Origin of the sequence: Mesorhizobium sp. M0077 (assembly GCF_040322955.1) — a bacterium.
In the GTDB taxonomy this organism is placed as follows: Bacteria; Pseudomonadota; Alphaproteobacteria; order Rhizobiales; family Rhizobiaceae; genus Mesorhizobium.
On record NZ_JAMYUL010000002.1, the window covers coordinates 440,020 to 453,931 of the forward strand.

12 protein-coding genes and 2 pseudogenes are annotated in these 13,912 nt (G+C 60.1%); 5 read left to right on the forward strand and 9 right to left on the reverse strand.

The features are described from left to right. Positions 1–134: 134 nt before the first annotated feature. Positions 135–1,106, reverse strand: coding sequence for a DMT family transporter (locus tag NKJ57_RS06410; protein WP_352511328.1), 972 nt, complete (start codon positions 1,104–1,106; stop codon positions 135–137). On the opposite strand from NKJ57_RS06410, the gene NKJ57_RS06415 reads away from it, so the two are divergent. The 5 genes and pseudogenes from NKJ57_RS06415 to NKJ57_RS06435 form a co-directional block, all read left to right on the forward strand. Continuing rightward, positions 1,093–1,854: a CGNR zinc finger domain-containing protein gene (locus NKJ57_RS06415; protein ID WP_352511330.1), complete on the forward strand. Its 762-nt coding sequence runs from the start codon at positions 1,093–1,095 to the stop codon at positions 1,852–1,854. The genes NKJ57_RS06410 and NKJ57_RS06415 overlap by 14 nt on opposite strands. A 273-nt stretch (positions 1,855–2,127) precedes the next feature. Then, positions 2,128–2,331, forward strand: a complete 204-nt coding sequence (locus tag NKJ57_RS06420) for a CsbD family protein (protein ID WP_023682266.1) — start codon at positions 2,128–2,130, stop codon at positions 2,329–2,331. A 170-nt stretch (positions 2,332–2,501) separates the two neighbouring features. Beyond that, positions 2,502–3,989 (forward strand): ATPase domain-containing protein, encoded by a 1,488-nt coding sequence (locus tag NKJ57_RS06425; RefSeq protein WP_023705654.1) that lies wholly within the window; start codon positions 2,502–2,504, stop codon positions 3,987–3,989. Beyond that, positions 3,989–5,026 (forward strand): sensor histidine kinase, encoded by a 1,038-nt coding sequence (locus NKJ57_RS06430; protein ID WP_502902035.1) that lies wholly within the window; start codon positions 3,989–3,991, stop codon positions 5,024–5,026. The genes NKJ57_RS06425 and NKJ57_RS06430 overlap by 1 nt, the downstream gene beginning before the upstream one ends. 578 nt (positions 5,027–5,604) lie before the next feature. Beyond that, positions 5,605–5,754 (forward strand): annotated as a pseudogene (locus NKJ57_RS06435) (DUF3606 domain-containing protein); the annotation flags it as partial. Positions 5,755–5,808: 54 nt separating this feature from the next. On the opposite strand, the gene ligD reads toward NKJ57_RS06435, so the two are convergent. The 8 genes and pseudogenes from ligD to NKJ57_RS06475 all read right to left on the reverse strand — a co-directional run bounded on the left by ligD (position 5,809) and on the right by NKJ57_RS06475 (position 13,892). Next, positions 5,809–7,578: a DNA ligase D gene (gene ligD / locus NKJ57_RS06440; RefSeq protein ID WP_023705656.1), complete on the reverse strand. Its 1,770-nt coding sequence runs from the start codon at positions 7,576–7,578 to the stop codon at positions 5,809–5,811. Positions 7,579–7,674: 96 nt separating this feature from the next. Next, on the reverse strand, positions 7,675–8,034 hold the full coding sequence (locus tag NKJ57_RS06445; RefSeq protein WP_023827578.1) for a DUF4112 domain-containing protein: 360 nt from the start codon (positions 8,032–8,034) through the stop codon (positions 7,675–7,677). 56 nt (positions 8,035–8,090) lie between these two features. Then, entirely contained in the window at positions 8,091–8,585 is a 495-nt protein-coding gene (locus NKJ57_RS06450; RefSeq protein ID WP_023682271.1) for a YidB family protein, read from the reverse strand. Between the two features lie 36 nt (positions 8,586–8,621). Then, positions 8,622–8,870: pseudogene (locus NKJ57_RS06455) on the reverse strand (hypothetical protein); the annotation flags it as partial. A 155-nt stretch (positions 8,871–9,025) separates the two neighbouring features. Further along, positions 9,026–10,999, reverse strand: coding sequence for a D-apionate lactonase family protein (locus tag NKJ57_RS06460; protein ID WP_023742803.1), 1,974 nt, complete (start codon positions 10,997–10,999; stop codon positions 9,026–9,028). Then, positions 10,996–12,090, reverse strand: a complete 1,095-nt coding sequence (locus NKJ57_RS06465) for an ABC transporter ATP-binding protein (RefSeq protein ID WP_023705660.1) — start codon at positions 12,088–12,090, stop codon at positions 10,996–10,998. Before NKJ57_RS06465 ends, NKJ57_RS06460 begins: the two co-directional genes overlap by 4 nt. A 12-nt stretch (positions 12,091–12,102) precedes the next feature. Continuing rightward, the gene (locus NKJ57_RS06470) at positions 12,103–12,951 is read right to left on the reverse strand and encodes a carbohydrate ABC transporter permease (RefSeq protein ID WP_050586890.1); all 849 of its coding nucleotides are present in this window, start codon (positions 12,949–12,951) and stop codon (positions 12,103–12,105) included. After that, positions 12,951–13,892 (reverse strand): carbohydrate ABC transporter permease, encoded by a 942-nt coding sequence (locus NKJ57_RS06475; RefSeq protein ID WP_023705662.1) that lies wholly within the window; start codon positions 13,890–13,892, stop codon positions 12,951–12,953. Before NKJ57_RS06475 ends, NKJ57_RS06470 begins: the two co-directional genes overlap by 1 nt. Positions 13,893–13,912: the final 20 nt, after the last annotated feature.

Consider the following 13,912-nt stretch of genomic DNA (forward strand, 5'->3'; position numbering starts at 1 on the left):
ATATGAGCTGGAGCTTTCCTCGCCGCCGGTGGTAGGCGGGATACGCTGCCGGGAGAGCCCTCTTATCGCATAGACGAGAACCTTGTGCTTTTCCATCTCAAGGCTGATTGGCGGCTGGATGCGCGCGCCGTCTTTCATGTTCTGCCATCAGCCCGCGCGGAGCGTGGAATCAACGGCGGGGAAGCGGATGATGTTTCCTGTTTGCGCTCGCGTAGCGCAAGAAACGCTGCGAAGAGCATGATAGCCATGCCGATGATGTCGATCAGGCTAACCTCCTCGCCGTAGGTGATGATGCCAAGCACGACGGCAATGACGGGTGAGACGAAGGCAAATGCTCCGGCGCGCGAGGCGCCGATTTCGTGCAGGAGCCGGATAAAGAGTGTGTAGCCTATGAACGAACCAAACAGCACGAGGAACAGCCACCCGGCCCAGGCCGGCCAGCCCCAATCGCCTTTTAGAGCCGCGGCCGCGCCTGGCTCCACAACGAGTGAGATGAGAATTAGGAATGCGCCCCCGAAAAGGGTGGTGAAGCCGGCGATGAAGTCCGATGAATATACCTCAAGAAGCGGCCGCGCGAGCACCGAACCCCATGCATAGATTACAGCTGCCGACGCCACCGCTGTCATCGCCAGCAGCCGGAGCCCCCTGCCCTGCTGGTCTGCGTGTGTCCAACTAGCATAGGCCTCGGGCCCGAACAGGATGCACAGACCGGCCGCACCGAGCAAAATGGCAAAAAGCCTGCGGCCGTCATAGCGTTCGTCCCCCAGAAGCAACGCAAACCCAAGCAGCGTGACGGGGGTCAGCGAAAGCTCAAGAACAGCCGCGGTGCCCGTATCGATGTAGAGCATGCCCCAAAAGAGTGGGCCATAGCAAAGCGGAATCATGAACAACGTAACAACGAAAAGGCGCGGCCAACTCCTTTTCGCCACCCTTGGTAGAGCAGCGCCCCTTAGGCGCGTCGCACTGAGGATCAGCAAGCCGGCTACTGTAAAACGCGTGCCTGCGAACATCAGAGGCGGCACGGTGGCGATCCCTGCCTTGATACCGATCCACGTGGTGCCCCAGATCACACACAAAACCAGAAATGTCGCTGTGTTGCGGTTCATCGGAAGCAGCCTTCGCTGGGCGTTGTTGGTTCGTAACGGCCAAAAGACATTTATTTCGTTACAACGGCCTCTTGCCAATACGGTTCCGCCAACCGATGTTTCCGGGATGGATTTTGCGAAGACTATCGTCGACATGCGCATGGTTGGCGGTCACGCCTGCCTGGACTTCGTCAACACGGTCGACGCGCGACGCGATGTATGGGGGCCAGACCTCTTGCAGACCTATGCCGACCTGGTCGTCTGGGCTGGACGTGCCGATTTGATCGACGTCGATGAGGCGCGAGCACTGCTCGCGGAGGCTTCCGCCCGCCCGCTCCTTGCGGAGGCGGCATTGGAAAAGGCCAAGATTTTGCGCGAGGCCGTTTACGCGGCTCTCCAGGCCGAGGCGGCAGGCGCCCGGGTGCCGGACGATGCCTTGCAAATCGTGCGCGATGCAGTCGCCCTAGCCCTGCCGAAGCGCTCGCTTTTCCCGTCCGGCGACCGCCTCGCTTGGCAGTGGACCGACGCAGCCAGTCTGAACACGATCGGCCACCGCGTGGCCTTTGAGACAGCCGAGTTTTTGGTGTCCAGGAATGACCGCCGCCGCGTGCGCGAGTGCACCGGGCCGAACTGCGGTTGGCTTTTCATCGACACCTCGCGTGGCGGGCGCAGGCGGTGGTGCTCGGATGAGAGCTGCGGCACACGCAGCCGGGTAAGGCGCTTCAGGGCAAAAGCCGCAGGGAACATGGCTCCCAACAGCAAGAATTAGTATCTGACGCCAGGCTTGGATGACCAACGCAGCATAGTTGGCTTCACGCTATCCCTGTCGCTGTTTGTCCAACGAAGCTGGTCTCGCGAGCGACTGTGGCCAAGACTGTGGAGAACACAGCCGGCGCGGCAAGCCATCATCGCGTTCCAGAGCGGGTTGCTTCGGGGCCGCCTACCTCGCCACGCTTCGATCGGTCGATCTGCTCAAACTTGACGGGAACTCCGGTAGCGTTACGGCGTTTTTCTCAGTCCGAAACAAACAAGGATAGGTGCCATGGACTGGAACCGTGTCGAAGGCAATTGGAAGCAGGTAAAGGGCAAGGTCAAGGAACAGTGGGGCAAACTCACAGACGATGATCTGGACCGTATTGCCGGCAACCGCGATCAGTTGGAAGGCAAGATTCAGGAGCGCTACGGCATTGAGAAGGACCGCGCTCAGCGCGACATCGATGACTGGTACGGCCGGCAAGGCTGGTAGGTCGCCGGTTCCAAACTGAACTTGAAAAAGGGCTCCGAGAGGTACGGCGCCCTTTTTTGCCGCGCTTCCTGTCGCCTTTTCGTCTCACGACAATAGCGCTCACCGAGAGACGTGGAACCGCCAAAGGTGCCCGTCGTTATCTGGTTCTCGAAATTACATTGGGGGATTAGTTGGACAGAGACGACGCCTCAGCGATCGCAACTGGAGTTAGTGGGCTCGACTACATTCTTCGTGGCGGCTACGCCAGGAACCGCTCCCATCTCATCGAAGGGAAACCAGGTTCTGGAAAAACCACTCTTGGCCTCCAGTTTTTGATCGAGGGCGCCAAGAAAGGCGAGACATGCCTTTACATCACTTTGTCAGAAAGCAAGCGCGAACTGCTCTCGGTTGCTGGCCGTCACGGCTGGGACCTGAAGGGGGTGCAAATTCTTGAACTTGTGCCGCCGGAGCTCAGTTTCGATCCGGCGCAGCTACAGACCTTGATCCATTCCTCGGAATTGGAACTCGGCGAAACCGTGCAGTCTGCCATGGCCGAGATCGGACGCGTCAGACCCGATCGCGTGGTGTTCGATTCGCTCTCTGAAATTCGACTTTTATCGCAAGGGTCATTGCGGTATCGGCGCCAGGTGTTGGCATTGAAGAGCTTCTTCATGCTCAACAATGTGACGGTGCTTATGCTCGACGACCTGACGGCTGAGCAGGATGACCTCAATTTGCATTCGATCAGTCACGGCGTCATTCGGATGGAGCAGCTGTCGCCCGTCTATGGTGGAGAGCGTCGGCGGCTACGCGTGATCAAAATGCGCGGCGTGCAGATCCGGGGCGGCTTTCACGATTTCGTAATTCGCCCAGGCGGCGTTGTCGCCTATCCGCGGCTCGTTGCAGCCGAGCATGAGGTGGCCGAGCATGATACGCCGGCCATGAGCAACAACCGGATCGACACCCTGCTTGGCGGCGGGCTGGCCCGTGGTACCAGCACGATGCTGATGGGGCCGTCTGGCGTTGGCAAGTCTACCATTGCCTGCACCTATTGCTATGCCGCACTCGAGCGTGGCGAGCGTGTGCTGGTGCTTTTGTTTGACGAGACAAAGCGCATCTTCTTGGCGCGCGCCGCCGGGCTCGGCATGCACCTGGAGCCGTTTGCCGAGGACGGCACGCTGATGCTTGAATCTGTCAATCCGGCTGAGCTTTCACCAGGCGAATTATCTTCGCGCATCCAAGCGGCCGTCGAAGAATCCAATGTGCGGATCGTCGTGATCGACAGCCTAACCGGCTATCTCAATGCCATGTCCGAAGAACAGCATCTGGTGCTTCAGATGCACGAGATCCTCACCTATCTCAATCAGAAGGCAGTGGCGACGATCCTGCTGTTGGCCAATCACGGGCTGTTTGGGCAAACGGCAGCGCCGGTCGATATGACCTATCTCTGCGATTCCATCATGCTTCTGCGCTTCTTCGAGAACGCAGGTCAGTTGAGACGCGCGATTTCCGTTGTCAAGAAACGTGTCGGCCCCCACGAAGAGACGATTCGTGAGTTTAAAATCGGCGGTAACGGCGTGGCCGTAGGTGAGCCACTGGAACAATTCCGCGGCATCCTGATGGGATCTCCGGAATTTGAAGGCAAGCCGACAGACCTTCTGAGGGATAAGGCGCTGTGATGTCGTCCAGCCCCGCCGTTCTCGTGCTGGCGCCGCTTGGCCGTGACGCGAGGATCGCGGCCTCCATCCTGGCTACAAACCAGATTGCCTCGCGTGTGTGCGGCAGCTTGGAAGAGGCAGTGCCGCTTCTCGACGAGGCTCAGTGCCTTGTCGTGGCCGAGGAGGCCCTGCTCAGTTCCGATCGAACGCAGTTTGCGGCCTGGCTTGAAGCCCAACCCGCATGGTCGGATTTTCCGATCGTGCTTCTGACGATGCGGGGGAACGAAGTCGACACGCGGATGGCATTTCTGGACCGCTATCTGATCGTGCTTGAACGGCCATTTCTGGCTTCGAGCCTCGCCAACTCGGTGCGCTCCGCCTTGCGTGCCCGCGCCCGCCAGCGCGAGGTCCAGTCCTACATCGAACAGAAGCGGGAGGTCGCCGATCGGCAGAAATTGCTCATCCGCGAGCTGCATCACCGCGTCAAGAACACGCTGGCCAACGTTCGCGCCATGATGGGCGCGACGGCCAAGTCGAGCGGCAACGTCGACGATTTCGTACGCGATTTTTCAGCCAGGCTCATTTCCCTGGCCCAGACCCATTCGATGCTTACCGACGATTATTGGCAGACTGCCTCCCTGCACAAGCTGCTCGAAAGCGAGCTTGACCACTATGAGACGCGCGACAGGCCGCGTATCGTTATGGAAGGCCCGAACGTAGCGCTAGTCGCCGACATTGCGGTCCCTGTCGGGATGGCTTTCCACGAACTGGCCTCCAATTCGTCGAAGTTTGGCGCGCTTTCGCAAACGGGCGGCCGCCTTGATGTCCGCTGGTCGTTAGGCGGGTCCGGCGATACACAGATCGTCAATCTTGACTGGCGGGAACGAGATGGGCCGAAAGTCGAGCAGCCCAGTCGCCGCGGGTTTGGCACGACACTCCTGGAAAAAGTCGTGACCGTGCAATGCAACGCCAAGATCGAATTGAACTACCATCGTGACGGCTTGCAGTTCACCATGGCCTTGCCGTTGCGAAACACGCGCCTTGTGCCGGCTTACTGAGCGGCAACGGAAAGGCAGGCTGGGCGCCGCGATAGGGATTAACTGAGCGTCACTCGGCAGGCTGGTCTAGCGCTTTAGCCAAAACATCAGTTCCGAAAAAGACCGCCTCTATATCTCCCATGTGCCTCTGCAACATTGCGAGAGCTCCGGCGTGGTCTATGCGGCCGACCTTGGTGATGAAGTCGAACTCGTGCCGCGGCGCTGTGACCCGGGTCATGCGTCCTAGACGAAACTTTGGGCTCCCGGAGCGCAGTTTTGTCGCCTTCGTGGTCACCCCCGCCATTTTGCTCACGATCCTCGTTGATAGCCGGATGCGCATCTGAATCATCTGCGACCCGTCGGGGTTCCGACTGGCGTCGTAAAAAAACAAGAGGCCCGCAGGCAGGCTCGATCGACGGTCAGCTATCCCGAACAGCAAACGAAATCACCCTCGCCTTTGGCCAACCAACTTTCGCCAGATCACCTTCGCAATGCCTGCGGCCCCAGTCCGGTCGGACAGCCCGCGCCTCTGGCGGCCGAAGTGAGGCGCCGGGAACATACAACGTCGGTCGTTGTTTCTCTGATCAGGAGGAAAGATAATGGCAGACGATAAGAGCAAGCGTGATTTTCGAGATCGCAACCGTGTATCAGTCGATGAAGATTATGAGGTTCGCTATTTCGCCAAACAGCATCGTATCACGCCAGAACAGGTCCGCGAGCTAATCAGAGAACACGGCAACGACCGGAAGAGGCTCGAACGCGAGGCAAGAAACGGGCTGATATCGGCTGATGGTCGCGACGCATCACGCGGCTTTTCGACGAGCGGGTCTGAATGGCTGCGCGAGCGTGAAAACGTCTGGCCGGATGCCCGCCTCGACTTGCTTCCATGTGACCGGGTGGGCAATTGGGAAGCCGAGCCGCGCTCGCGGGGAAAAAGCGCCTATTGCGGTATTGCCCCGTCCGTTGCGGAGATAGTCGAGAAATATCCGGCCTCCTCGGGCGGCGGGGTCAGCTGACAACAGGTATCGGTCAGGATCGGTATCAACCAGACGGTGGGCGAGCGACTTGGCCAGTTTCCGGGCGCTGTCATGGTTCATCTTCGCAACGAGCGGGGCCATCAAGTGGATGCCTTTGCCGCCAGTGACCTTTGGCCAGCTCTCCAAGCCTGCCGCTTCCAAGATGCCCCGTAGCGCCAGCGTGGCCTCGATCACAGCGTCCCATGGCACGCCTTCTCCGGGATCGAGGTCGAGGACGAGCCGGTCCGCATGTTCGATGTCGTCAATCGTCGCGTTCCAAAGATGAAGCTCAACGGCATCCATCTCGACCAAGCCAAGCAGACCATCCATGTCATCTATCCATACCCGAATGCCTTCGCCGCCTTCGCGCTTTTGAACGCGGAGCTGGTGCACGGACGCCGGTATCCGAGGTAGCGGTCCCTTGTGATAGAAGGTTGCGCCGGAGGCGTGGCGGACCAGCTTCAGCGGTCGCCGAACCAGATGAACTAGAGCTTGATCAGCGACCCGCCGCCAATAGTCTGCCAGCTCTTCCTTGGAAGGTGCAACCGCATCGGGTAGCAGTTGGAGAATGTTCTCGCGCGGGACGCCGTGTTGGCCATCCGACCTCCGCTTGGACGGCGATGGAGGCTTGGGCGGGATTGCCTGAAGGTCCTCGCGGAGTCCCTTGAAGACCGCCTCACGCAAGATGCCCCGGTCCGACACGCCACTGAATTGCACCTCGGCGAGAACGTCTGGTTTGACCCATGTCGCCTTGGGCTTTTTGATCGGCTCCGACAGCGGTGACTTGGCGACAACAAGCGGATCAAGCCGCTCCCTAACGCGCCGGGCTGCGTCCAGCGTATAGCCGGTCTGGGCCTTCCCGGCATAAAGCAGCCGGTCGCCCTCTCGCCTGCCGATGTACAACGATGCGATGCGGCGCGGCTGCGCGCCAAGTTTCTCGACGAAAGCCACGATTGGAAAAGTGTCGCTCTTGACACATTTGACCTTGACCCAACTGGTCTGGACGCCCGAGCGGTAGTGAGCATCCGCTCGCTTCGATACGATTCCCTCTATGCCCATCCGGCAGGCATGGTCGAACATATCCTTGCCGTTCACCTCCAGATGCTCGGCATAAGTCAGGGTTGGCTCGGTTTCGGTCAGCAGCTTCTTCAGCGCAGCCTTGCGCTTCACTAACGGTTGTTCCCGTAGATCACGGCCATCGAGGTACAGGAGGTCGAAAGCGTAGAGAGTCATCCGTAGCGAACTTGGGTTGCCCAGCTCCCGTTCCAGGGCTTGATAGTCCGGCAGGCCGGTGTCGCCCAGGACGACAGCTTCACCATCGATGATAGCGGATTTGACCGGCAGGCTTGCCGCGGCCTGAACAATCCCCTTGTAACGGTGGGACCAATCGTAGCCGCGACGCGTGAATGCTCGCGCCTTTCCGCCTTCAACGACCAGCTGCGTCCTGTAGCCGTCATATTTGATCTCGTGAAGCCAATCTCCGCCTTCGGGAGCTTTCTCGACCAGTGTGGGCGATTGGAACTCGATGAACGAAAGCCGGTCAATGGCACTGGTCATATGCTCGCGACTCCAGGAATCGCGACTCAAGCCCCAGCGCCCCTGTCGGTTCCGAGCCTTTTAGAAGAATTGCATCGCGACGATTGGTTATCCGCCTCACTTGTTGATGTGACGGCGCAGCAGAGTGACGTTGCGATTGTTCGCCTTAAAATAGACGTCGAAGATCGAGCCGAGAATTGGGACACTTCCTACGAGCGTATCCAGCAGCACGTTGCCTAGCATGCGGGCGACCAAGCCGTTTCCGGCACCGACGTTTCGAGCTCGCAAGACGATGTAGGCCGAGACAATGCCCGTCGCCGCATCTCCGAGTACGGGGACCAGACCTACGAGCGCATCCAGTCCAAAACGAATTGATGTGCCTGGAATGCGCCAGCGGGAATCGAGTAGCGCGGCCAATAGATCCAACTCGGCAAGTACGTTTGCTGTATGACCACCGTGACCGCCCTGCCCGATCATGCCAACTCGCGCGCCAGTACGATTTGGTATCTCTCCCTGATGGGATAGCCGTCACCTTAGATATCGCTTTGACCGCCTGAATTCGCTTGCGTCCTGTGCGATGGCACGTCGTCGAGCAAGGTCGTCTCACCGGAGCTTTTCGGCGCCTCAACGGGCAATTCACCAGTAGGCGTCATTTTGCTGACGGCCTCAGGCAAATCTCGCGTGATCCGGCTTATGAGCTCCTCGCGCGATAGGCCGGTCTGCATCGAGAGGGAAGTCAGGGTGTCTTCGTCTATGGCTGCTTCCACCTCGCTTGGCTGGATCGGCTCGTTCGGCCCGGTGCCTACCCACGAATCGACCTTCGATCCGGCGCCTGCCCCTCTGAACCGGTCGAGAATATCGCCAAGCGCGGTCCCCGAAACGCCTTTTGAAAGCTGATCCAGAATCCCGCCTTGCGGATCATTTGGGTTGCGATCGCCCGCTCCACGGATCATGTCGCCGATCTTGTCGCGATTTTGGTATGCCAAGACGCCGAGCATCGCGATCGCCAATTTTCCCAGGTTAGCCATTGGTACCTCCACTGTTCAATGGACAAGGGCTCAACATCACAAAAGTTCCGACTGGCGACGATCTAATTGAATAAGGGCTGGCGTATCGACACAGACGTGAGCGGTGCTGCCTAACCGGCTTGTTTCCGTTTGCGGTGCGGCTTCGGCCTCGCAGACGTTGATCGTGCAAAGCTCGTTGCCTGCCTGATCGCGCATGCGCACTAACCATCCGGTCATATCGTCATCGCCCAGATCAGCCAACAGGCCGATTCCGCAACGGATCGCTTCGGCGCGAGCGGCCTCAAAACTTGGCGTCTCGGCAGGCGGAACCTAGCGAGCCTGGTCGCCGTCGCGATAGTACAACGTATAAGCGAGATGGATTCCACGCGCTGCCTTAGAGTATGGAACTATCACCCTCATCCTTGACGGGGGTTTGGCCAAACAGCGAACATCGGCTAGGCCTAAGACGATCGATCGAGGTCGACTCGCGCGACGGCGTAGGCGCCAAGCGAGATGCTTTGATCATCCAGCGGTCTTGCGGAACTTTCCATGAAGTCGGGATCGGTTGCCGCCCGCTCGAACTGCTCGGCGCCGAGAAGAGCAATGCGGGCGCTGCTCGGCGAATCCGAAAGCCGCACAGATTGCGTCTTGGCGGTAAGGTTAGCGACCCACAGGGTCACGCGGCGATCTTTTTCAGCCGCGATCGTGGCGACGCCGTCAGCGCCGGAAGTTCCTACGGACAGCAAGGTGGCTCCGCCGAGCTTTGAGAGACCAGCCAAGACATGGAAAGCGGGATAGACCGTTGGGCCATCCTGCTGATCATACCATGGCTGCACGAAATCAGCCTTCCTATGGATTTGGCCAAAGGGGCCGGCGAAGTCACCGAACGCGACGGCCTCGATTCCTTCGCGAGCGCAGGCCGCGAAATATCCGACAGTCCAAGCCGCATTGAACAGCCCGCGCTGACGAGGATCAATGCGCGATAGACAGACGCGAGCGTTCGCTTCATTCGGCGCAGTGGATTTTCCGTATGGGTTCTCACGGCAGCCGAGCTGGATGGGACCGATACGCAGTGGCAAGCGTTCCCCCATGAAAGCATGCGCGGAGCGAATTAGATGGGGGATTGCCTGAAGTGTCTCCATCACCGAGACATCATCTGCGGCGTGCACGCTTGGACAGGTGGTGAAGGTCACGTAGTCGAGCGCTTCGGCTGGCGGACGCTTGCGGTTGAGTTCGGTGAAGTAAGCGGCCATGCCGCCGCCCAGCGCGATGCCCGGGAAAGCCCGGCGAGCGGCGGAGTAGCTTTCGTGGAAGCTGGGCATAGTCGGCCACGGTGCTCCCGGCTGTACGGATGTCATGTCCTGCGCCGGAAAGACGGAGACAGCTTCTAGTTTGAGGCCGAGTGAGTCGACAGCATCCGCGACCGGCGCCAATTCGCCGAATGGATCGCGCGTGCCCTTGGTGATAATCTCGAGGACCACTCCAGCGCCGGTCAGCCGTGCGAGCGCGGCGTAGCTTTCTAGTTCGTCCTGGCCGTGTGCGATCCGGAGATCGACCTGGCAGACCATCCACTGAGGAGCCATTCGTCGTAGGAGCTCGGGGGTTTCGAGCGCGTGCTTTGCCTCGTCGGCGGCGACGCCGACGCCAGTGCGGGGCACTCGGCCGACCGGTCCGCCGATCGTCAGGTTGATGAGTGGATTTCGATTTTCAGACGTCCCGGCAGGGAGCGTTCCTGACACGTGAAGCCGGACGGCCTGCGTGAATTTCTGGCCCCTGGGCAGTCTGTAAGGCCACGGGCGACGCAGAGGGCGGACATATGTTTTATAGGAGGCGTCAGACCAATTGCGTTGGTCCTCCATCTCAAAGGCATCACCCTCCATGGTGCATGTCGCCCAGATCCCAGGCGCGATCTCGTGCGACAACGCCCGGATGTCGGTGAACGGACATTTTGGATCGATGTGGTCCGGAAAGAACGATAGCTCGTCGTGACCATCCTCATGCAGCACCTTTATCGGCTTGCCGGCTAAGCCCTCGATCGGATGAAGGACCACGAAGCCGGTCCGATTCGTCAAAAGGTCAGTCTCGGGCTCTGCCTCCGCCACAAACGACAGCGCACCATCGCCACTGCCTGAGACGCGCGCCCGGTAAATCAGGCGGCCGGATGTTGCGGCACATGTTGCACGGTATTCAATGGCGAACGCATCCGGCCTCTCGTCGATCCGCAGATCATCGAGAACGGTGGTACATGTTCCCCAGTTTTCGTCCCGTACAAGAAACGAGATTCCGCGCAAGACCTCGATCGTCCCGATGCGGATGTAACGCAAGGCGCCATTGTCGAAGGCGACCGACAAGGATCCGGCGCGCAGTGTGCGCAGCGGTGCCTCGAGCTGCTCGGTGCCACACAAGCGGACTGCCAGGGAAGCTGTCGAGGTCAAATTGCGCGCTCCGTCGTGGCGTCGAAGATCGAGGCCCGGTTCATGTTGATGTCGATCGCAAGCTTCTCGCCCGGACGGCTGACATCGTGCGCCTGCAGCTCAGCCATCACCGGCGCGCCGGCCAGTCGGAATGTCGCGTAACTGCGCGAGCCGGTCGGCTGCAGCAGGTCGATCGTTGCCTCATAGCGAAACGTGCCCTGCTCCGGCATGGCAGTGTGCGCACGAGTGAGGTGTTCTGGCCTTAACCCGAGCAGCACCTGCTGTCCGTCCGCGACGCCCTTCAGCCCCCTGCCGGGCGCTAAGGGTAGCAGTGCATCTGCGAGCCGGATGGCAGCGGCGCCTGCGTCCAAGGCAAGGGTGCCTGGCAGGAAGCTCATCCGCGGCGAACCCAGGAACCCAGCGACGAACGTGGAGGCCGGGTGCTCGAACAACTCGAGTGGCGCGCCCTGCTGCTCTATCAACCCGTCGCGCATCAGCACGATACGGTCAGCCAACGTCATCGCTTCGATCTGGTCATGGGTGACGTAGATCATCGTTGTCGCAATGTCCTGGTGAAGGCGTTTGATTTCGCCGCGCATTTCGTCGCGAAGCTGTGCGTCGAGGTTGGACAGCGGCTCGTCGAATAGAAAGATGCGGGGGTTGCGGACTATGGCGCGGCCGATGGCGACGCGCTGGCGCTGGCCACCGGATAATTGGCGCGGAAAACGCCCCAGCAAGGGAGTGATGCCAAGCATGCGTGCCGCCTCGGCGACGCGCACCTCGACCTCTGGCTTCGGCATCTTGCGAGCCTTGAGGCCGAAGCCAATGTTCTTGGCCACGCTCATATGCGGATAGAGCGCATAATCTTGAAACACCATTGCCACGTCGCGATCGCGCGGCCGGAAATCATTGACCACCTCGCCGCCGATCTCGATCGTGCCTTCCGATATCTCCTCCAGGCCGGCGATGGTCCGGAGCAGCGTGGACTTGCCGCAGCCGGACGGTCCAACCAGGACGGTGAACTCGCCGTCGCGGATGTGGAGGTCAATGCCGCGCACGGCATGGAACGCGCCGTAGCGCTTGTGCAAGCCGGTAATTTTGACTTCGGCCATGCGGGAGCTTTCCTAACCGCGAACGGCGCCGAGCGTCAGCCCGCGCACCAGATGACGTTGAGCAAGGACCCCGAGGGCGATCGATGGCACAAGGGAGACGATGGCAAGGGCCGCGGCTTCGCCATATTGCGCGCCCTGGAAGCCGATGAAGGCGCGGAAGACCGTTGGCAGTGTAAAGGCAGTTCGGCTGGTCAAGATCAGAGCGAAGAAGAACTCCGTCCAGCATGCAATGAAGGCGAAGACAGCCGCCGCGACGATGCCCGGTGCTGCGAGCGGCATGGCAACGCGCCAGAACGCCTCCCATCTCGTGCAGCCATCGACGAGGGCCGCCTCCTCCATCGACTTCGGCATGCCGCGGAAATAGGCGAACATCATCCACACCGAGACCGGCAGCGTGAAGACCGTATAGGCGATGATCAGGCCGACATGAGTGTCGTAGAGCCCGACCTGGCGATAGATCAGGAACACCGGCAGCACGATCCCGATCGGCGGCAAAAAGCGCTGCGACAGCACCCAGAAAGACAGATGCTTGCCGCCGGTGTCGTAGCGCGCCAGGCTATAGGCCATCAGCGTGCCGAGCAGCGCCGAAAGCACCGTGGCCGAAAGCGAAATAATCAGGCTGTTGATGAGCCCGTCGAGACCACGATAGGCGAACAGCGCAGCTTTGTAGTGGACAAGCGTCGGAGCGGCGGGGAACCAGACAGGCGGTACGGTGAGGTAGTCGTCGCTGGGCTTGATGGAGGTGTTGAACATCCAGTAGAGCGGCCACAGCACGAACACCAGGAAGAACCCCAGCAGCAGAATTCGGCCGATCGGCAACGACCGGCGTTTCCTGCGGCGGGCGGGCGCGACGGCGGCCATCAGACCGGTTCTACCTTCAAGAGCCGACGCACCAGCAACGTCACGATGAGCGCCGTAAAGATCAGGAACAGCCAACTTCCTGCTGTTGCCTGCGACAGATGAAACTGTGTGAAGCCGATGGTATAAAGATAATAGGAGGCCGTGTAGGTTTGTGTTCCCGGGCCACCCCCTGTCATGATGAAAATGGTGTCGAACATACGGATTGCGTCGAGCAGACGGAAGGTCAGCGCCAGCAGCATCATCGGCCCGAGATGCGGGAGCGTGATCGCCCAAAAAACCTGCCAGGCGTTGACGCCGTCGAGTTCTGCCGCCTCATAGAGATTGGGTGGGATTGCGGTCAGCCCGGCGAGCAGGATGACGAACATGAACGGCGTCCACTGCCAGACATCGGCGATGATCAGCGAGACGTAGAGCCACGGGCGCTCCGTCATCCAGCCGATCGTAACCTCCTGCCCCAATAGTTGCGTCAGGATATAGTTCGTCGGTCCGAAAGGCCGCTGTAAAAGCAGCGTCCAGGCTTGGCCGACGATGACCGGACTGATGAACAGCGGCACGATCAGGATCGACATGATCACACCGCGGCCCGGAAAGCTGCGCACCATTGTCAGCGCCACCAAGAGGCCGAGAACGAATTCTATAGCGACGCTGATGCCCGACAGCGATGCTGTCAGCAACAGGGACCAACGTGCTACGGGATCGAACACGACCCGCTCGAAGTTCTTCAATCCGACAAAGGCGTGGCCCGGCACCTGGAAGTCGTAGTTGATGAAGGATACCACCAGCGAGAACAGAAGCGGATAGATCGACAGTGCCAATATCAGCAGCACAGCGGGGCCGACCAGCAGCCACTTGAAATGACGGTCTGCCCATTGAGCAAAGGCAGACAGCCGGGGCGGTGCGCCGGCTGCCTTCAAACGACGGATCGTGGCGGTGGGCTGCATAGGCGTATCCAAAATCGCCG